At 60.2% G+C, this 17,498-nt stretch carries 17 protein-coding genes, 4 tRNA genes and 2 pseudogenes; 10 read left to right on the top strand and 13 right to left on the bottom strand.

Annotation, left to right across the window (positions count from 1 at the left end):
* A complete protein-coding gene (locus PSH91_RS04230) occupies nucleotides 1-297 on the top strand; it encodes a DUF2845 domain-containing protein (RefSeq protein ID WP_047229856.1) in 297 nt (98 codons plus the stop codon).
* A gap of 323 nt (nucleotides 298-620) precedes the next feature.
* Here the strand turns inward: PSH91_RS04230 and PSH91_RS04225 are convergent, their stop codons facing one another.
* The gene (locus tag PSH91_RS04225) at nucleotides 621-974 is read right to left on the bottom strand and encodes a BON domain-containing protein (RefSeq protein WP_047229857.1); all 354 of its coding nucleotides are present in this window, start codon (nucleotides 972-974) and stop codon (nucleotides 621-623) included.
* A gap of 280 nt (nucleotides 975-1,254) precedes the next feature.
* On the bottom strand, nucleotides 1,255-1,674 hold the full coding sequence (locus PSH91_RS04220) for a pilin (protein ID WP_047229858.1): 420 nt from the start codon (nucleotides 1,672-1,674) through the stop codon (nucleotides 1,255-1,257).
* A 225-nt stretch (nucleotides 1,675-1,899) separates the two neighbouring features.
* Between PSH91_RS04220 and pilB the strand changes: the two genes are divergently transcribed.
* The 5 genes from pilB to yacG are packed head-to-tail and all read left to right on the top strand — an operon-like array spanning nucleotide 1,900 to nucleotide 6,523.
* Nucleotides 1,900-3,600, top strand: coding sequence for a type IV-A pilus assembly ATPase PilB (gene pilB / locus PSH91_RS04215; RefSeq protein WP_047229859.1), 1,701 nt, complete (start codon nucleotides 1,900-1,902; stop codon nucleotides 3,598-3,600).
* Between the two features lie 2 nt (nucleotides 3,601-3,602).
* Complete coding sequence (locus PSH91_RS04210) at nucleotides 3,603-4,820, top strand: type II secretion system F family protein (RefSeq protein WP_076386354.1); 1,218 nt, start codon at nucleotides 3,603-3,605, stop codon at nucleotides 4,818-4,820.
* Between the two features lies 1 nt (nucleotide 4,821).
* A complete protein-coding gene (locus PSH91_RS04205; protein WP_047229861.1) occupies nucleotides 4,822-5,691 on the top strand; it encodes an A24 family peptidase in 870 nt (289 codons plus the stop codon).
* 11 nt (nucleotides 5,692-5,702) lie between these two features.
* A complete protein-coding gene (gene coaE / locus PSH91_RS04200) occupies nucleotides 5,703-6,326 on the top strand; it encodes a dephospho-CoA kinase (RefSeq protein WP_047229862.1) in 624 nt (207 codons plus the stop codon).
* Nucleotides 6,323-6,523 carry a DNA gyrase inhibitor YacG gene (gene yacG / locus PSH91_RS04195; RefSeq protein ID WP_047229863.1) on the top strand — a complete coding sequence of 67 codons (201 nt, stop codon included), beginning with the start codon at nucleotides 6,323-6,325 and terminating at the stop codon, nucleotides 6,521-6,523. The genes coaE and yacG overlap by 4 nt, the downstream gene beginning before the upstream one ends.
* Before the next feature lie 32 nt (nucleotides 6,524-6,555).
* Here yacG and PSH91_RS04190 read toward each other — a convergent pair whose 3' ends face one another.
* Together PSH91_RS04190 and PSH91_RS04185 are read right to left on the bottom strand one after the other, a co-directional pair.
* Nucleotides 6,556-6,771 (bottom strand): hypothetical protein, encoded by a 216-nt coding sequence (locus tag PSH91_RS04190; RefSeq protein WP_092402997.1) that lies wholly within the window; start codon nucleotides 6,769-6,771, stop codon nucleotides 6,556-6,558.
* A gap of 63 nt (nucleotides 6,772-6,834) precedes the next feature.
* On the bottom strand, nucleotides 6,835-7,521 hold the full coding sequence (locus PSH91_RS04185) for an energy-coupling factor ABC transporter permease (RefSeq protein WP_047229865.1): 687 nt from the start codon (nucleotides 7,519-7,521) through the stop codon (nucleotides 6,835-6,837).
* 145 nt (nucleotides 7,522-7,666) lie between these two features.
* Between PSH91_RS04185 and PSH91_RS04180 the strand changes: the two genes are divergently transcribed.
* From PSH91_RS04180 to PSH91_RS04165, 4 genes are read left to right on the top strand one after another with little or no spacing between them, the layout of a single operon-like run.
* A complete protein-coding gene (locus tag PSH91_RS04180) occupies nucleotides 7,667-8,293 on the top strand; it encodes a DUF1780 domain-containing protein (RefSeq protein ID WP_305467387.1) in 627 nt (208 codons plus the stop codon).
* On the top strand, nucleotides 8,290-8,817 hold the full coding sequence (locus PSH91_RS04175) for an MOSC domain-containing protein (protein WP_047229867.1): 528 nt from the start codon (nucleotides 8,290-8,292) through the stop codon (nucleotides 8,815-8,817). Before PSH91_RS04180 ends, PSH91_RS04175 begins: the two co-directional genes overlap by 4 nt.
* Nucleotides 8,818-8,869: 52 nt before the next feature.
* The gene (locus tag PSH91_RS04170) at nucleotides 8,870-9,043 is read left to right on the top strand and encodes a DUF3094 family protein (RefSeq protein ID WP_076386361.1); all 174 of its coding nucleotides are present in this window, start codon (nucleotides 8,870-8,872) and stop codon (nucleotides 9,041-9,043) included.
* A gap of 60 nt (nucleotides 9,044-9,103) precedes the next feature.
* Complete coding sequence (locus PSH91_RS04165) at nucleotides 9,104-10,402, top strand: NAD(P)/FAD-dependent oxidoreductase (protein ID WP_047229869.1); 1,299 nt, start codon at nucleotides 9,104-9,106, stop codon at nucleotides 10,400-10,402.
* A 90-nt stretch (nucleotides 10,403-10,492) separates the two neighbouring features.
* Here the strand turns inward: PSH91_RS04165 and PSH91_RS26655 are convergent.
* The 9 genes and pseudogenes from PSH91_RS26655 to rluD all read right to left on the bottom strand — a co-directional run.
* A pseudogene (locus tag PSH91_RS26655) lies at nucleotides 10,493-11,092 on the bottom strand (methyl-accepting chemotaxis protein); the annotation flags it as partial.
* 303 nt (nucleotides 11,093-11,395) lie between these two features.
* Nucleotides 11,396-12,118, bottom strand: a pseudogene (locus PSH91_RS26650) (MCP four helix bundle domain-containing protein); the annotation flags it as partial.
* A gap of 144 nt (nucleotides 12,119-12,262) precedes the next feature.
* A tRNA-Pro gene (locus PSH91_RS04155) sits at nucleotides 12,263-12,339 on the bottom strand.
* 94 nt (nucleotides 12,340-12,433) lie between these two features.
* A tRNA-Lys gene (locus tag PSH91_RS04150) sits at nucleotides 12,434-12,509 on the bottom strand.
* A gap of 5 nt (nucleotides 12,510-12,514) precedes the next feature.
* A tRNA-Pro gene (locus PSH91_RS04145) sits at nucleotides 12,515-12,591 on the bottom strand.
* Nucleotides 12,592-12,598: 7 nt separating this feature from the next.
* A tRNA-Asn gene (locus tag PSH91_RS04140) sits at nucleotides 12,599-12,674 on the bottom strand.
* A 316-nt stretch (nucleotides 12,675-12,990) separates the two neighbouring features.
* Nucleotides 12,991-15,555, bottom strand: coding sequence for an ATP-dependent chaperone ClpB (gene clpB / locus PSH91_RS04135; RefSeq protein ID WP_047229871.1), 2,565 nt, complete (start codon nucleotides 15,553-15,555; stop codon nucleotides 12,991-12,993).
* Between the two features lie 130 nt (nucleotides 15,556-15,685).
* A complete protein-coding gene (gene pgeF, locus PSH91_RS04130; RefSeq protein WP_305467384.1) occupies nucleotides 15,686-16,411 on the bottom strand; it encodes a peptidoglycan editing factor PgeF in 726 nt (241 codons plus the stop codon).
* The gene (gene rluD, locus PSH91_RS04125) at nucleotides 16,408-17,370 is read right to left on the bottom strand and encodes a 23S rRNA pseudouridine(1911/1915/1917) synthase RluD (RefSeq protein ID WP_047229873.1); all 963 of its coding nucleotides are present in this window, start codon (nucleotides 17,368-17,370) and stop codon (nucleotides 16,408-16,410) included. The genes pgeF and rluD overlap by 4 nt, the downstream gene beginning before the upstream one ends.
* Between the last annotated feature and the right edge of the window lie 128 nt (nucleotides 17,371-17,498).

The raw sequence follows: 17,498 nt of genomic DNA, 5'->3' as shown, positions 1-17,498 counted from the left end.
ATGAAACGTCTGTACGGGCTTAGCCTGATCTTGCTGCTCGCCAGCGGCCAGACGTCGGCAGCCGATACATTGCGCTGTGGCAGCCAGTTGATCAGCGTCGGTGACCGCTCCAGCGAAGTCCTGCAAAAATGCGGGCAACCCGCGGCGCGGGATGACCTGGGCTACAAACGCAGCGTCAATCGCCGGGAAGAATACCCGGTGGAAGAATGGACCTACGGCCCCAACAGTGGCATGTACCAGTACCTGCGTTTCGAGGGGAATCGGTTGGTGCAGATCACCAGCAAGCGGGGGCGCTGAGCGGTTCTGTCATTCAGGTTGAGATGGCGTGGGATGTGCCGCCGCCAATCGCGAGCAGGCTCCCTCCCACATTCGAACGCATCTTGCCGAAGAAGCTCGTCCACTGTGGGAGCGAGCCTGCTCGCGAAATCGGCCAGTCGATTTCCCAGATGGGTCCCTGAATACTTTTCCATTGCGCAATAGAACAGGCCCCCGGCACGAATGCCGGGGGCCTGTAATGGCCACTTCCGTGTGGCCTTCGCATGAACTCCAAAGCAACGGCAAACGTATGTCTCAGCCCGCTTGCCGTGCCTTCTCCCGGTCCAGGCGAGAAGCCTTGAGTCTTACTCGGATTTCAGGCCGTCAGCCGAAACGTCTCGGACGCCTTTGATTTTCTTGGTAATCGCCACGGCGGTGTCTTTTTGCGCGTCGGTCAGGACAGTAGTCGACGACAGCGACACTACGCCTTTATTGGTTTCTACCTTGATATCGGAACCTGGGATGCCTTTTTCAGTGACCAGATCGGCTTTGACCTTGGTGGTGATCCAGGTATCAGAAACATCTTCTTTGGCTTCTGTCACTTCACCAGCAGCCAGCATCATCGGAGCCTGAGTTGCTTGAGTGGTCTCGGCGAAAGCGCTAGCCATGGTCAGAGTCAGGGCGGTGGCAGCTGCGGCAGTGATAGCGAACTTCTTCATACGAGTAACTCCTGTTTTTCTCAAAAACTGCCGGAGGTGTTTCCCGGCAGGGTTATCAGGAGTAGTGCGAAGGCTGTGCCAGTTTTCACGAATTAATTAATTCTTTTAAAATCAAATAGTTAAGCGAAACGGCAATTTTCACAATCATGCAAAATGCATGGCCTGCTGATTTGGGACATGCAAGTTGCGGCTTTTTCGGCGCTCCCTAAGTTTATGAATTGTTGAGGTTTTCCTGGGCAAGGGGAAAAGCCCCTCGCCACCGGCTCAACCAGACCCAAAATCAGGGTGCAGCGGCCCCCGTGCAACCGGCGGGCAAGAATTCCTGGACGGCCGTCGAAGCGCAGGTCCAGACACCGGCTGCTGAACGGGAAAGGGTGATTGCCTTGCCGAGAACGGGAGCTGGCGCATTCAGCAGGGTGCATGCAATGGTTCCGGTTCCGTCCGCTGCAGTACCTGAAGCGGTCAGGGTGCAATTGCTGGTGGGCGATGTTCCGCCGATGTTGGCTAACGTCGGGTTGGTTCCCTGGTTCATGACGTCCTCGAACGGCACCTTCAACGCGGAGACTTCCGCCAGCCCCGCCGTAGCTTTCGCCCGCGCTTGATACTTGGAATACTGCGGCAACGCAAACGTCGCCAGGATGCCGATGATCGCCACAACGATCAGCAACTCGATCAAGGTAAAACCGTTTTGCTTATTCATAGATAATCTCCAAAGCATGAGGTGGAGTCTCATGACCTGAGGAGGCCATTGCATGGCATGTGCCAACCCTGTCGCGCCCGCTGGCAAGGGACTTCGACCCGCCGCGTCCCTATGTCCTACCCCAACAAGCGCACTATCTGACGTTTTTTGTCACTGCGCCCCGCTGGTTTGGTCTGGATGCTTGACTAGGCTATAAGTCATGAACTGTCCGCGTCCGGGATTCCCATGAATGACATCGCCTTAAGCGGTCTGGCCAAGCAATTGGTGCTGGCCGAACTGATCACCGAGCAAAGTGCGCAGCAGGCGTACCAACAAGCCCAAAGCAGTCGCATGCCCCTGGTCAGTTACCTGGTGCAGAACAAACTGGTCCAGAGTCGCCAGGTGGCGGAAATTGCCTCGGAGCATTTCGGCGTCGCCCTGCTGGACCTCAACAGCCTGGACAAGGAAACCCAACCCACCGGCCTTGTCAGCGAAAAACTGGTGCGCCAGCATCACGCCCTGCCGCTGTGGCGGCGTGGCAACAAGCTGTTCGTGGGCATCTCCGACCCCACCAATCACCAGGCCATCAATGACATTCAGTTCAGCACCGGCCTGACCACCGAAGCCATCCTGGTGGAGGACGACAAGCTCAGCGACGCCATCGAAAAGTTTTTCGAATCCACCAGCACCGGCCTGGAAGGCATGGGCGATGTCGACCTCGACGGCCTGGACATCGAGTCGATCGATGATCACAAGCAAGACTCCATCGCCGGCCAGGACACCGACGATGCGCCGGTGGTGCGGTTCGTCAACAAGATGCTGCTGGACGCGATCAAGGGCGGCTCCTCCGACCTGCACTTTGAACCCTATGAAAAAATCTACCGGGTGCGGGTGCGTACCGACGGCATGCTGCGAGAGGTGGCCCGCCCGCCGATCCAGTTGGCCACCCGCATCGCCGCGCGCCTGAAGGTCATGGCCAGCCTTGATATTTCCGAGCGGCGCAAACCCCAGGACGGACGCCTGAAAATGCGCCTGTCGAAAAACAAGTCCATCGACTTCCGGGTCAACACCCTGCCGACGCTCTGGGGTGAAAAAGTGGTGATCCGGATCCTCGACCCCTCCAGCGCGCAGATGGGTATCGATGCCCTGGGCTACGAGCCGGACCAGAAAGAGCTGTACATGGCGGCGCTCAAACAACCACAAGGGTTGATCCTGGTGACCGGGCCCACCGGCTCTGGCAAAACCGTGTCGCTCTATACCGGGCTCAATATCCTCAACACTGTGGACATCAATATTTCCACCGCTGAGGATCCGGTGGAAATCAACATGGAAGGCATCAACCAGGTCAACGTGAATCCGCGCCAGGGTCTGGATTTCGCCCAGGCCCTGCGCTCGTTCCTGCGCCAGGACCCGGACGTGATCATGGTGGGCGAGATCCGCGACCTGGAAACCGCCGAAATCGCCATCAAGGCCGCCCAGACCGGACACATGGTGCTCTCCACCCTGCACACCAACAGCGCCGCCGAAACCCTGATCCGCCTGCACAACATGGGCATTCCCGGCTTCAACATCGCCACGGCGGTCCACCTGATCATCGCCCAGCGACTGGCGCGCAAGCTGTGCCCGCATTGCAAAAGGGCCATCGAGATTCCCGAGGAAACCCTGCTCAAGGAAGGCTTCCCCCGGGAACGCATCGGCTCGTTCACGATCTATGAGCCGGTCGGTTGCGAACAGTGCAACAACGGCTACAAGGGGCGCGTGGGGGTTTACGAAGTGGTCAGGAATACGCCCGAGCTGCAACGGCTGATCATGGCCGAGGGCAACTCGTTGGAAATCGACCTGCAAATGCGCAAGGACGGTTTTAATGACCTGCGCGCCTCGGGACTGCTCAAAGTGATGCAAGGCATCACCAGCCTCGAAGAAATCAACCGGGTCACCAAGGATTGAACATGGCGGTCAAGGCAATAAAAACCGACGTTTACACGTGGGAAGGCAAAGACCGCAAAGGCACGAAAATGACCGGCGAACTGACTGGGCAGAGCCCGGCCCTGGTCAAGGCCCAGTTGCGCAAACAAGGCATCAACCCAGGCAAGGTTCGCAAGAAGTCCACCTCGATATTCAGCAAGGGCAAGCGTATCAAGCCATTGGATATCGCCCTGTTCACTCGTCAGATGGCGACCATGCTCAAGGCCGGCGTGCCCTTGTTGCAGGCGTTCGACATCATTGGCGAAGGCTTCGACAACGCCAACATGCGCAAGCTGGTGGACGAGGTGAAACAGGAAGTCGCCGCCGGCAACAGCTTCGCCGCGTCGTTGCGCAAGAGCCCGCAATACTTCGACGAACTGTACTGCAACCTGGTGGACGCCGGTGAACAGGCCGGCGCCCTGGATACGCTGCTGGAGCGCGTCGCGACCTACAAGGAAAAAAGCGAAGCCCTCAAGGCCAAGATCAAGAAGGCCATGACCTACCCGGCGGCCGTGGTGCTCGTCGCCGCCGTGGTCACGGGTATTCTGCTGGTCAAGGTGGTGCCGCAGTTCGAATCGGTATTCTCCGGGTTCGGCGCCCAACTGCCGGCCTTCACGGTGATGGTCATCGGCCTGTCGGAGTTCATGCAGCAGTGGTGGTGGATGCTGCTGGGCGGCGCGGTGGCGGCGTTCTTCGGTGTCAAACATGCACTCAAGCGCTCCCAGGGCTTGCGTGACTGGCGCGATAAATGGCTGCTCAAACTGCCGCTGATCGGCACCCTGATGTACAAATCCGCCGTGGCCCGCTACGCCCGGACCCTGTCCACGACATTCGCGGCCGGCGTGCCGCTGGTGGAAGCCCTGGACTCGGTATCAGGCGCCACCGGTAACGTGGTGTTCAAACGCGCGGTACAACGCATCCGGCAGGATGTCTCGACCGGCATGCAATTGAATTTTTCCATGCGTGCTTCAGGCATATTCCCGAACATGGCGATCCAGATGACCGCCATCGGCGAGGAGTCCGGCGCGCTGGACGACATGCTCGACAAAGTGGCGAGCTTTTATGAAGCCGAGGTGGACAATCTGGTGGACAATCTCACCAGCCTGATGGAACCGTTCATCATGGTGGTCCTGGGGGTGGTCGTCGGCGGCCTGGTGGTTGCCATGTACCTGCCCATCTTTCAACTCGGCTCTGCGATCTGACATGCCCCTGACCGAATTTTTCGCGCTGTATCCCCTGGCCTTTGTGCTCGCCGCTTTACTGCTCGGACTGATCATCGGCAGTTTCCTCAACGTCCTAGTGTGGCGCCTGCCCAAGATGCTCTCGCGCGAATGGCGGCTGCAAGCCCATGACTTGCTGGGCCTGCCCGCCGAAGCCCCTGGCCCGGTCTACAACCTGATGCTGCCGCATTCCCAGTGCCCGCACTGCGGCCACCGCATCCGGGCCTGGGAAAACATTCCGCTATTGAGTTACCTGGCATTGCGCGGTCGTTGCTCCAGTTGTGCCGCGCCCATCGGCCGGCGCTATCCCCTGACCGAACTGGCCTGCGGCATCCTGTCGGCGTTCGTCGCCTGGTATTTCGGCTTTGGCTGGCAGGCCGCAATGGTGATGGTGCTGACCTGGGGCCTACTGGGCATGAGCCTGATCGATGCCGAGCACCAATTGTTGCCCGACACCCTGGTGCTGCCATTGTTGTGGCTGGGCTTGATCGTCAACAGCTTCGGCTTGTTCGTCCCCTTGAATCAGGCGATGTGGGGCGCCGTGGCCGGCTATCTGGCGCTGTGGTCGGTGTTCTGGGTGTTCAAATTGATCACTGGCAAGGAAGGCATGGGCTACGGGGATTTCAAGCTGCTGGCGATGCTGGGCGCCTGGGGTGGCTGGCAGATCCTGCCGCTGACGTTGCTGTTGTCATCGCTGGTGGGCGCCGTTATCGGGGTCATTGTGCTGCGCCTGCGTGATGCTCCGACATCGACGCAAATCCCCTTTGGGCCCTATCTGGCCATTGCCGGCTGGATTGCCTTGCTCTGGGGTGGTCAAATAACCGACTTCTATTGGCAGTCTGTCGGTTCCTAATGTCGATTTTAATGAATAGTCCCGCAGAAAAACCCTGGATTCTCGGCCTGACTGGCGGTATCGGCAGCGGCAAAAGCGCGGCGGCCCAGCACTTTATCGACCTGGGCGTACACGTCGTCGACGCCGATCACGCGGCGCGCTGGGTGGTCGAACCCGGACGCCCGGCGCTGGCCAAGATCGCCGAACATTTTGGCCCCGGCGTATTGCAGGCCGACGGCACACTGGACCGAGCGGCCCTGCGCCAACTGATTTTCGAAGATGCCGAGCAACGCCGCTGGCTCGAGGCGCTGCTGCATCCGTTGATCGCCGAGGAAATCGCTCATCATCTGGCCCAGGCACAATCACCCTACGCGATTCTGGTGTCGCCGCTGTTGATCGAGTCCGGCCAGTACGCCATGACCCAGCGGATCCTGGTGATCGATGTACCGGAACAACTACAGATCGAACGCACCTTGCAGCGCGACAAGACCAGCGAGCAACAGGTCCAGGCGATCCTCAAGGCCCAGTCCAGCCGTCAGGATCGCTTGAGCCATGCCGACGACGTGGTGGTCAATGACCGCGACCTCGCCTGGCTGCACAGCGAGGTCGAGCGCCTGCATCACTTTTACCTTACTTTGCGTGGAGGCCAGTCATGAGCCAAACCCCAACCGTTGATTGCCCAACCTGTGGCGCCCCTGTGGAATGGAGCCCGGAAAACACCTTCCGGCCCTTCTGCTCCGACCGCTGCAAACTGATCGACCTGGGCGCCTGGGCGTCGGAAGAACACAAGATCCCGGTCAGCCCCGATGCCGAGGACGACCTGTTCAGCGAAGAGTTCGAGCCTCGCCACTAGGGAGCCATGAGTTTCCCCACCGCGTTGTCGCCTTAAGGCCGCATGAAGCCGTAGTCCTGTTCATCGTCGAGATTCTCCGCCAGGAAACTCAGTTCATCGGCCAGGTCTTCAACACTGCGCACCGCCTTGCTCTGCTGCACGATCGCACTGAGCAAGGCCCGCAGGCTAAGGCCCGGGTCGAAGCCGATTTCCACTGCCGCATCCTGGCTGCGCCTGATCTCTTGTCTCGCCCACTCATAAACACTCATGGTTGTGCTCCTGGAATTTTTCCAGAGCATGAAGCGCACCCGGCTGCTCAGCCTTGATGTGAATCAAGGCTTGTCGTCATCCTTCCAGGGGGCCGACAGATAGCGCGTACGGTTGAAGGTCTCCAGCCATTCGGGGCTGAACACCACCAACGCACTGACCACCATGCCGTTGATAAACGCCTCGGGAAAGATGATCAGCCAGAGGTAGCCGATGAAATCTTCCAGCCAGTAAGGCATGGCGAACACCCCGTCGTACCACAGCAGGCCAAGCCCCACCAGCAAGCACAACAACGCCGAAAGCGCGGCGGCGAGAAATCCCGAACAGAAGATGTACACGAACAGATTGCGCGGTTGGGCGCGTTCCACCAGGATCGCGCAGCACTCGGTGACCAGCACCGGCAGCAAAATCAGCAACGCACCGTTGATACCCACCGCCGCCATGTCCTGGCGTCCCAGCAGCACCAGGGCCAGCTGGGCGCAAAGGCCGCCGAGAATCGCCAGCGGCCAGTCCAGCAGCAGTGTCACGGCGGTCATGCCGATGAAGTGATACGAGACGCCGGTATCGAAATCCCGTCGCACCAGCCACAACATGAACACGGCCAGGACTGTGCCGAACAGCAAGTGCTGGCGACGGCTGTCGGTGAACAGCTCCACCCATGGCGCCCGTGCTACGGCCCAGGCCAGCACCGGCACATAAATCAGCCAGCCGACCGTCAACGTCTGCGCAGACAGCAGTTCGGCACCGATCATGGCGCTACTCCTCTGGCTTGTCCTTGCATCAAAGACTCCATGATCACCTCAGGATTCAAGCCAGCAGTCTACACCCCACCCTTAACCGGCCATAAATCAATGCAACGCTTCCAGCTTGTCGCAATTGAACGCTAAGCTTGGGCTCATGGATGATTCCGATTATTTACGCCTGCTGACCATCGCGGCCGAGCAAGCCAACGCCTTTCTCTCCAATGCCCGCAAATGGGAGCGTGAGCGTTGGGTCTGCCAGCGTCTGCTGCAAGGGCTGAACGTACCCTATCGCGCCGACGAGTTCGCCCCTGCGGGAGAGCCGCCGGACGTATTGTTTCGCGATGCCAACTTCGAGGTGTTTTTTGTCCTCGACGAAGGCCGTCGCCTCAATGACGAATGGCGCGACGAGCTGCAGCGCCGCCGTAGCGCTTTCTCCCTGAGCCAACTGGTGCGCCGCGAAGCCAAGCCCCGACGCATCCCGGCCAATGAATTCCTGCTGCGCCTGGCCCCGACCCTGCGCAAGAAAGCCCACAACTACACCGAACGCGGCATGGATCTGGGGGAGCTGGACATCATCGCCTTCGCCAGCCTCAAGCGCGAAGTGCTGGACCTCAACAGCCATTTCCCGCCGCCGACCGAATACCTGCGCCAGGGTTGGCGCTCGCTGTCGCTGGTGGGGCCGACGTTTGGCCGGGTGCTGTTCGCCCATCCCGATGCGCCGGATTTCCTGCGCAGCAATCTGGGGCGCAGCATCGTGTTCGATGTCGGGATCAGCCTGTGAGCCCGTTGCAGGAACTGATTGCCGCTGTGCCCCAGCAAGGCCGCGTACGCTGGATAGGCGTGCGACCCCAGGGCCATGCACCCATGATTGCACTGGACGCCGTGGAGGCACGCCTGGAAGCCGGTCTGACGGGCGATCATGCCCGTCCCGGCGTGCGCAATGCCCGGCAAGTCACCTTGATTCAGTGGGAACACCTGGCCGTGATCGGTTCACTGATGGGCCGCCCGGTGGATCAGCCGGTGTTGCCGCAAGAGCTGCGACGCAACCTGGTGGTCAGCGGTATCAATCTGTTCAGCCTCAAGGGCCGGCGCTTTCGCATCGGCCAGGCCATCTTCGAAACCACCGGCTGGTGCCAGCCGTGCGCGCGACTGGAGCGCAACCTCGGCGAAGGGACGTTCCAGGCCGTGCGCGGCCATGGCGGAATCACCGCACGGGTGTTAAAAAGTGGAATCATTCGCCTGGACGACAGCTTGAGTGTCGAACCTGTTCCGGCGAGCGGCTACGCTGCTTTCAATGCCGGATAGCCAGACGCTGTAGCGTCTATACCTTTCGCAACGTCTACCTGCCGAGGCCTTTATGACCAGCCGCCTGAACCCGGAAGACCAGAAGCATGTCGAAGAGTACCTGCAACTGTCCCAGCACCGAGTCGAGCGCCGGCCTTTCCGGCCGTGGATGCTCCTGGTGGTGGTACTGGCCATCACCATCGGCCTGGGCCTGTTGAGCCGACTGATCAGTTACCTGACGCTATGAGCCGCTTGATGCTCGCGCGGGTAACGGCACCGATTTCCTTTAGCCTTGCGAGATATCCCCATGACTCATCGTATTGTCATCGTTGGCGGCGGCGCCGGCGGTCTGGAGTTGGCTACCCGTCTGGGTAAGACTCTGGGCAAGCGCGGCACGGCCAGTGTGATGCTGGTCGACGCGAACCTGACCCATATCTGGAAACCGCTGTTGCACGAAGTGGCTGCCGGTTCCCTGAACTCCTCCGAAGACGAACTCAACTACGTCGCCCAGGCAAAATGGAACCATTTCGGGTTCCAGCTGGGGCGCATGAGCGGTCTGGATCGCGAGCGCAAGAGCATCCAGCTGGCCGCCACCTATGACGAGGCGGGCCTGGAACTACTGCCGGCTCGTGAACTGGGTTACGACACTCTGGTGATCGCCGTCGGCAGCACCACCAATGACTTCGGCACCGAAGGCGCGGCGCAGCATTGCCTGTTCCTCGACACGCGCAAACAGGCCGAGCGTTTCCATCAGCAATTGCTCAACCATTATCTGCGCGCCCATGCCGGGCAAACCGACGTGGTCGAACGCATCAGCGTTGCCATCGTCGGCGCCGGTGCGACGGGGGTTGAACTGGCGGCCGAGCTGCACAACGCCGCCCATGAGCTGGCAGCCTATGGCCTGGACCGGATCAAACCGGAGAACATGCACATCACCCTGATCGAAGCCGGACCGCGAGTCCTGCCGGCCTTGCCGGAGCGCATCGGCGGCCCTGTGCACAAGACCCTGGAGAAACTTGGGGTCAATGTCATGACCAACGCCGCTGTTGGCCAGGTGACAGCCGACAGCCTGATCACCGTCGATGGCAAGGTCATCGACGCGAGCCTGAAAGTCTGGGCCGCCGGGATTCGCGCCCCGGACTTCCTCAAGGAAATCGACGGTCTGGAGACCAACCGGATCAACCAGCTGCAGGTGCTGCCGACGCTGCAGACCACCCGTGACGAGAACATCTTCGCCTTCGGCGATTGCGCCGCCTGCCCGCAACCCGGCAGCGATCGCAACGTTCCGCCCCGTGCCCAGGCCGCGCATCAGCAAGCCTCGCTGCTGGCCAAATCCCTGAAGCTGCGGATCGAAGGCAAGGCCCTGCCGGAATACAAATACACCGACTACGGTTCATTGATTTCGCTGTCGCGCTTCTCAGCGGTGGGTAACTTGATGGGCAACCTGACCGGCAGTGTGATGCTCGAAGGCTGGCTGGCGCGGATGTTCTATGTCTCGCTGTACCGCATGCACCAGATGGCGCTGTACGGCATGTTCCGCACGGCCATGCTGATGCTGGGCAGCAAGATCGGGCGTGGGACCGAGCCTCGGCTGAAGCTGCATTGAGTCAGCAGTACTGACATCGAATGCTCGCGATGGGGGCGGTACAGTCAATACTTGAGCTCGGGCAGGATCACTGTCCGAGCCATCCATCGATCAAACCTGAAACCGCTGCACCATGGTGCGCAATGAATTCGCCAGTTGCGACAACTCATGGCTGGACGCGCTGGTCTGGTCCGCACCGGTGGCCGAGCGCACCGACAGATCCCGAATGTTCACCAGGTTGCGATCCACCTCCCGAGCCACTTGCGCCTGTTCTTCAGCGGCGCTGGCGATCACCAGATTGCGTTCGTGGATCTCGTTGACCGACGCCGTGATGGTCTGTAGCGCCTCCCCTGCCCGCTCCGCCATTGCCAGAGTGCTGGCGGCACGACTGGAGCTGGCCTGCATCGAATCCAGCGCCTGGGTGGCGCCGCTGCGCATGCCCTGGACCATCTGCTCGATTTCCTGGGTCGATTGCTGCGTGCGATAAGCCAGCGCCCGCACCTCATCGGCCACCACCGCAAACCCACGACCGCTTTCGCCAGCCCGGGCCGCCTCGATGGCCGCGTTGAGGGCCAGCAGGTTGGTCTGCTCGGCGATGGCCCGGATCACGTCCAGCACCTTGCCGATATCCTGCGATTGGTTGGCCAGGGACTGCACCAGGCCGCCAGTCACCTGCACATCACTGGCCAGGGCGCCGATGGCGTCGACCGTGTCGCTGACCCGCTGCTGCCCAAGGGACGCCGACTCACTGGACTGACGCGTGGCATCGGAGGTGGAAACCGCATTGCGCGCGACTTCCTCCACGGCGGTGGTCATCTCGGTGACGGCGGTGGCGGCCTGTTCAATTTCGTTATTCTGCTGTTGCAGGCTGTGGGTGCTATCGACCGTGACCGCGTTCAGCTCATCGGCGGCGGTCGCCAGTTGGGTAGCTGAGCCGCTGATGCCCTGCAAGGTTTCACGCAGGTTCTGCTGCATGGTCGCCAGCGCCTTGAGTAAGCGGCTGACTTCGTCGCTGCCGTGGGTCTTGATCGGTCGGGTCAGGTCACCTCGGGCGACGTTTTCGGCGGCATTCAACGCCTCGCCCAAAGGCTTGACGATACTGCGAGTAAGCAGCATGGCCAGGGCCACCGTCGCCAAGGCGGCGAGCACAATGAACAGGCTGACGATCATCCGGGAATTGACGTAGTGTTCCTGGGATTTCTGGCTCTCGATGGAGACTTGTCTGGAGAACAGTTCCGCCAGATCGTTGAGCTGTTTGCCGGAACCGTCCACCACGGTCTTCATGTCCACCAGCAGCAGCTTGATCAACTCGTCCCGACGCCCCTGCTCTGCCAGGGCGAAGGATTGGGCGATGCCCGTGCGGTAAGCAGCAAAGGTTTGCTTGAACTGGTCATAAAGCGCCTTGCCTTCAGGCGTGATGACGAGCTTTTCGTAACTGACGATTTTTTCGCTCAGTTCTTTGTCGCGGGTGTCCATTTGCCCACGGTACACCGGGATGTTCTTCGGGTCCTGGTCCAAGGCCATGCGCAGGGAAATGGTGCGGATGCGCAACATCAATTCACGGATCTCGTCACCGCCGCGAATACTGGGCAACCACTGAGTTTCTACCGCGACTTCACTGTCACGGATACTCGACATCTGTCCTAGCGCAAACACCCCGAGCAACGCCACCAACACGGCGATCAAAGCGAACCCCAACGCGGCACGGGGGGCGATATTCAGTTGACGAAGAACCATGGGGAGCGCCTTTTTTATTTTGGCCTGAAGTGGGGCCACGCCCCTGTCGGTGGGTTATCGGCAGGTTGTACGATGACTTAAGGCAATCTGCTTTATCGCAGGCAAAAAAAATCCCCGTATCTTTCGATACGAGGATTTTTAATATGGTCGGGGTAAGGGGATTCGAACTCCTGACATCCTGCTCCCAAAGCAGGCGCGCTACCGGACTGCGCTATACCCCGGTAAAAAAAAGGCGACCTTCGCAAGTCGCCTTCCTCGATCAGCGCTTTTGGCCTCTGATCTTAAGATTCGATTCCAGCGAACTGGTTTCAAAAATGGTGGGTCGTGTGGGATTCGAACCTACGACCAATTGGTTAAAAGCCAACTGCTCTACCAACTGAGCTAACGACCCAAAAATGGTCGGGGTAAGGGGATTCGAACTCCTGACATCCTGCTCCCAAAGCAGGCGCGCTACCGGACTGCGCTATACCCCGATTGAAATGGCTCCGTGACCAGGACTCGAACCTGGGACCCAATGATTAACAGTCATTTGCTCTACCGACTGAGCTATCACGGAACTGATATTTCAAGTTACTGCTATTTGAAGCTACAACATTGAAGCCAGCTTCAACCTCTTCTACCCGTTCGCATCGCTGCGTTCGTGTGTCTGAGGCGCGCTATTCTACAATCTTAAAAACCTCTGTCAACCCCTTAAATTGCTTTCAAGACAATGATTTGCAACTTATTTCGGGTTGCTTCTCACAGAGAAGTGGCCCTTGGGGGTGACGTACTGCGGGGCGCACTTTACAAGCCTTTTCCTTTGAGTTCAACGGCCTGATGAAAAAAATGGCCTCGCAGTGCGAGGCCATTCCAATCACCCGATCCGCAGGCTTTCAGTTGAAGACGATTTCGTCGTTCTCCACCGTGCCGGTCACGGTTTCGCCCGGCATGAAGCGCCCGGACAGAATCAACTGTGCCAGCGGGTTTTCGATCCAGCGCTGGATGGCACGTTTGAGTGGCCGCGCGCCATAGACCGGGTCGTAACCCACCGCGATCAGCTTATCCAGTGCCTCGTCACTCAATTGCAGCTTCAGCTCGCGCTCGGTCAGACGGCTACGCAGACGTCCCAGCTGGATCTCGGTGATGCCCGCGATCTGATCACGAGCCAGCGGCTCGAAGATCACCACTTCGTCCACCCGGTTGATGAACTCCGGTCGGAAGTGAGTGGAGATTGCATCCATCACCGCCGCGCGTTGCGCCTCGCGATCACCCACCAGCTCCTGGATCTGCGCCGAGCCCAGGTTGGAGGTCATCACGATCACGGTATTGCGGAAGTCCACCGTGCGTCCGTGGCTGTCGGTCAAACGACCATCCTCCAACACTTGCAGCAGAATGTTGAACACATCCGGGTGGGCCTTCTCGACTTCATCGAGCAGGATCACCGAGTACGGCTTGCGTCGCACAGCCTCGGTCAGGTAACCGCCCTCTTCGTAGCCGACATAGCCCGGTGGTGCGCCGATCAGCCGCGCCACGGAATGCTTCTCCATGAACTCGGACATGTCGATGCGCACCATGGCCTCTTCGGTGTCGAAGAGAAACTCGGCCAGCGCCTTGCACAACTCGGTTTTACCGACACCGGTCGGGCCGAGGAACATGAACGAGCCACTCGGACGGTTAGGGTCCGACAGCCCGGCTCGAGACCGGCGCACGGCGTTGGAAACCGCCACTACCGCTTCTTCCTGACCGATCACGCGCTGGTGCAGCAGGCTTTCCATCTTCAGCAGTTTGTCGCGCTCGCCTTCGAGCATTTTCGACACCGGAATGCCGGTCCACTTGGAAACCACTTCGGCAATTTCTTCTTCGGTGACCTTGCTGCGCAGCAACTGGTTTTCGCTCTTGCCGTGCTGGTCGACCATTTGCAGGCTGCGCTCCAGATCCGGGATCACCCCATATTGCAGCTCGGCCATGCGGTTGAGGTCGCCTTTACGACGGGCCGCTTCCAGTTCCTGGCGGGACTGTTCGATCTTTTGCTGGATCTGCGCCGAGCCCTGGACTTCAGCTTTCTCCGAATTCCAGATTTCCTCGAGATCGGAATACTCGCGCTCGTGGCGAACAATCTCTTCCTGCAACCTTTCCAGGCGCTTCTTCGCCGCTTCGTCGCTTTCTTTCTTCAAGGCCTGGGATTCGACCTTGAGTTGAATCAGGCGCCGCTCCAGACGATCCAGCACTTCCGGTTTGGAATCGATTTCCATGCGGATGCGGCTGGCGGCTTCGTCGATCAGGTCAATGGCCTTGTCCGGCAACTGACGGTCGGTGATGTAGCGATGGCTGAGCTTGGCCGCCGCAATGATCGCGCCATCGGTAATCGCCACCTTGTGGTGAACCTCATAGCGTTCTTTAAGGCCACGCAGGATGGCAATGGTGTCTTCTTCGCTGGGCTCTTCCACCAGCACTTTCTGGAAACGCCGCTCCAGCGCCGCGTCCTTCTCTATGTATTGGCGGTACTCGTTGAGCGTTGTCGCACCGACGCAATGCAGCTCGCCACGGGCCAGCGCAGGCTTGAGCATGTTGCCGGCGTCCATCGAGCCTTCGCCCTTGCCCGCACCGACCATGGTGTGCAACTCGTCGATGAACAGAATGATCTGCCCTTCCTGCTTGGACAATTCATTAAGCAAGGCTTTGAGCCGCTCTTCGAACTCGCCGCGGTACTTGGCACCGGCAATCAACGAACCCATGTCCAGGGACAACAGTCGCTTGCCCTTGAGGCCATCCGGCACTTCGCCATTGATGATGCGCTGGGCCAGGCCTTCGGCGATGGCGGTTTTACCCACGCCAGGCTCACCGATCAGCACCGGGTTATTCTTGGTGCGACGCTGCAGCACCTGGATTGTGCGGCGGATTTCGTCGTCACGGCCGATCACCGGGTCAAGCTTGCCTTCCTCGGCACGCTTGGTCAGGTCGACGGTGTATTTGTCCAGCGCCTGGCGGGACTCCTCGTGGTTGGCGTCGTTTACCGCTTCGCCGCCACGCAGGTTGTTGATGGCATTTTCCAGGGCCTTCTTGCTCACGCCCTGGCCGAGCAACAGCTTGCCCAGCTTGCTGTTCTCGTCCATGGCGGCAAGCAGCACCAACTCACTGGAGATGAACTGATCGCCCTTCTGCTGGGCCAGGCGGTCGGCCTGGTTGAGCAGGCGCGCCAGATCCTGGGACATGTTCACGTCCCCTGTCGGATTCTGGATCTTGGGTAGCTGGTCGAGCTCTTTGGCCAGCTCTTTACGCAGGCTGCTCACGTCAAAGCCCACCTGCATCAGCAGTGGCTTGATGGAGCCGCCCTGCTGCTCGAGCATGGCTTGCATCAGATGCGCCGGCTCAATGCCGGGATGGTCCAGGCCGACAGCCAATGACTGGGCATCGGACAGGGCCAATTGCAACTTACTGGTTAAACGGTCAATACGCATGGGTCACCTTCCTTTTGAGCAGGCCGGACCTTAAAAACATCCTGAATGAAGAAACCTGCCAGATACCGCTATAGATGTGGACGATTCTGGAAGATTCAAGCAGTGCGCTATTGATACAGATCAGAGAAGTCTAGCGGTCGAGCCAGATCAGGGAGGCGAAGCGACCGGTACGCGAGTTGCGCCGATAGGAAAAGAAGCGTGGGTCGGTCACCGTGCACTGGCCGCCACCATAGACCGCCGTGACACCGCGCGCCGCCAGCCGTTGGCGGGCCAGTGCATAAATATCGGCCAGGAACTTGCCGGCAGTGTCGCCAGGCACGAAGGCGTCTGCCGCCCTAGGCAGTTGCGCCATGAACGCTTCACGCACCTCTGGCCCCACTTCAAAGGCTTGCGGACCGATGGCCGGGCCGAGCCAGGCAAGGATTTCGTCGGCCGGGACCTGGAGACTGTCGAGAGTCGCTTCCAGTACGCCGTTGGCCAGCCCGCGCCAACCGGCATGGGCTGCCGCGACGCGGGTGCCGGCACGGTTGCAGAACAGCACCGGCAGGCAGTCCGCCGTCATCGCCGTGCAGGCGATACCCGGTGTGACGGTCCAGCTGGCATCGGCGATGGCCACCTGAGCCGGATCAGCCTCGACCACGGTAATACCGTGGACCTGCTGCAACCAGGCCGGACGGATGGCAAATCGATCGGTGAGGCGGCGACGGTTCTCAGCGACGGCCGTGGGTTCATCGCCCACATGGTCGCCCAGGTTGAGGCTGTCGAACGGAGCCAGGCTGACGCCGCCAGTACGGGTAGTGACGCAGGCCTTTACCCAGGCCGGCGCGGGCCAGTCGGGTATCAGCCAGTCATTCATCCGATGAACGCCTCGCGGTCCTGCTTGAGCAACGTCAGCAGCCAGACGAAGTCATCCGGCAGCGGCGATTCCCAGCTCATGCGCTTGCCGGTGGTCGGATGATCCAGCTCCAGGAAACGTGCATGCAGCGCCTGGCGCGGGAAGTTTTTCAACGACTCGACCATGGTGATGCTCGCGGCCGGCGGAATGCGGAAACGTCCGCCATAGGCCGGATCGCCCACCAACGGGAAGTTGATGTGGGCCATGTGCACGCGGATCTGGTGGGTACGACCGGTTTCCAGCTTGACTCGCACATGCGTATGGGAACGAAAACGCTCCAGCACGCGGTAGTGGCTGACCGCCTGCTTGCCGCCTTCCATCACCGCCATGCGCTGGCGCTGCTGGCCGTGACGACCGATGGGGGCGTTGATCTTGCCACCGGCGGTGACCACGCCGATCACGATGCATTCATAAATGCGGCTGACGCTGCGACTTTGCAGCTGTGTGACCAGTTGTGTCTGCGCCTGAATGGTCTTGGCCACCACCATCAGACCGGTGGTGTCCTTGTCCAGGCGGTGCACGATGCCCGCGCGGGGCACGTTGACGATGTCCGGCACGTGGTGCAACAAGGCGTTGAGCAGGGTGCCATCGGCATGACCGGCGGCCGGATGCACCACCAGGCCCGCAGGCTTGTTGATCACCAGGATGTCGTCGTCTTCATAGACGATGTCCAGGGCAATGTCCTGGGCGACCCATTCTCCCTGGGCCTCCTGCTCGGCAGTCAGTTCGAGGATGGCGCCGCCATGGACGATGTCGCGCGGGCGGATCACCGCCCCATCCACAGTCAGGCGGCCGTCCTTGATCCAGGCGGAAAGGCGCGAGCGCGAGTGCTCGGCGAAGAGTTGTGCGGCGACTTGATCGAGGCGTTGGCCGCCCAATTCGGACGGCACCTCTGCGCGAAGTTCTATTTTATCGGACATGCTCGGACTAGGCGTCGGCACAGCCTTTGGTTTCGGCTGCGCGCTTGTGGTTAAATACGGCGTCTTTTGCCCCGAGGCTTCTCAACGGGGCGCTCATCATAACAGGACGGCCCCGCCCAAGACAGCGG

The organism is Pseudomonas sp. FP1154 (assembly GCF_030687245.1).
In the GTDB taxonomy this organism is placed as follows: domain Bacteria; phylum Pseudomonadota; class Gammaproteobacteria; order Pseudomonadales; family Pseudomonadaceae; genus Aquipseudomonas; species Aquipseudomonas rhizophila.
The sequence above is the reverse complement of the archived record's forward strand: the minus strand, read 5'-3'. Positions and strand labels throughout refer to the sequence as shown.

What these genes read in the sequence shown, in the direction of transcription:
- PSH91_RS04185 (WP_047229865.1), bottom strand. Translation starts at nt 7,521, where the DNA reads ATGATCGGTGCCGAACTGCTGTCTGCGCAGACGTTGACGGTCGGCTGG.
- clpB (WP_047229871.1), bottom strand. Translation starts at nt 15,555, where the DNA reads ATGCGTATTGACCGTTTAACCAGTAAGTTGCAATTGGCCCTGTCCGAT.
- PSH91_RS04165 (WP_047229869.1), top strand. Translation starts at nt 9,104, where the DNA reads ATGACTCATCGTATTGTCATCGTTGGCGGCGGCGCCGGCGGTCTGGAG.
- PSH91_RS04225 (WP_047229857.1), bottom strand. Translation starts at nt 974, where the DNA reads ATGAAGAAGTTCGCTATCACTGCCGCAGCTGCCACCGCCCTGACTCTG.
- PSH91_RS04190 (WP_092402997.1), bottom strand. Translation starts at nt 6,771, where the DNA reads ATGAGTGTTTATGAGTGGGCGAGACAAGAGATCAGGCGCAGCCAGGAT.
- coaE (WP_047229862.1), top strand. Translation starts at nt 5,703, where the DNA reads ATGAATAGTCCCGCAGAAAAACCCTGGATTCTCGGCCTGACTGGCGGT.
- rluD (WP_047229873.1), bottom strand. Translation starts at nt 17,370, where the DNA reads ATGTCCGATAAAATAGAACTTCGCGCAGAGGTGCCGTCCGAATTGGGC.
- PSH91_RS04180 (WP_305467387.1), top strand. Translation starts at nt 7,667, where the DNA reads ATGGATGATTCCGATTATTTACGCCTGCTGACCATCGCGGCCGAGCAA.
- PSH91_RS04210 (WP_076386354.1), top strand. Translation starts at nt 3,603, where the DNA reads ATGGCGGTCAAGGCAATAAAAACCGACGTTTACACGTGGGAAGGCAAA.
- PSH91_RS04205 (WP_047229861.1), top strand. Translation starts at nt 4,822, where the DNA reads ATGCCCCTGACCGAATTTTTCGCGCTGTATCCCCTGGCCTTTGTGCTC.
- yacG (WP_047229863.1), top strand. Translation starts at nt 6,323, where the DNA reads ATGAGCCAAACCCCAACCGTTGATTGCCCAACCTGTGGCGCCCCTGTG.
- PSH91_RS04170 (WP_076386361.1), top strand. Translation starts at nt 8,870, where the DNA reads ATGACCAGCCGCCTGAACCCGGAAGACCAGAAGCATGTCGAAGAGTAC.
- pgeF (WP_305467384.1), bottom strand. Translation starts at nt 16,411, where the DNA reads ATGAATGACTGGCTGATACCCGACTGGCCCGCGCCGGCCTGGGTAAAG.
- PSH91_RS04220 (WP_047229858.1), bottom strand. Translation starts at nt 1,674, where the DNA reads ATGAATAAGCAAAACGGTTTTACCTTGATCGAGTTGCTGATCGTTGTG.
- pilB (WP_047229859.1), top strand. Translation starts at nt 1,900, where the DNA reads ATGAATGACATCGCCTTAAGCGGTCTGGCCAAGCAATTGGTGCTGGCC.
- PSH91_RS04230 (WP_047229856.1), top strand. Translation starts at nt 1, where the DNA reads ATGAAACGTCTGTACGGGCTTAGCCTGATCTTGCTGCTCGCCAGCGGC.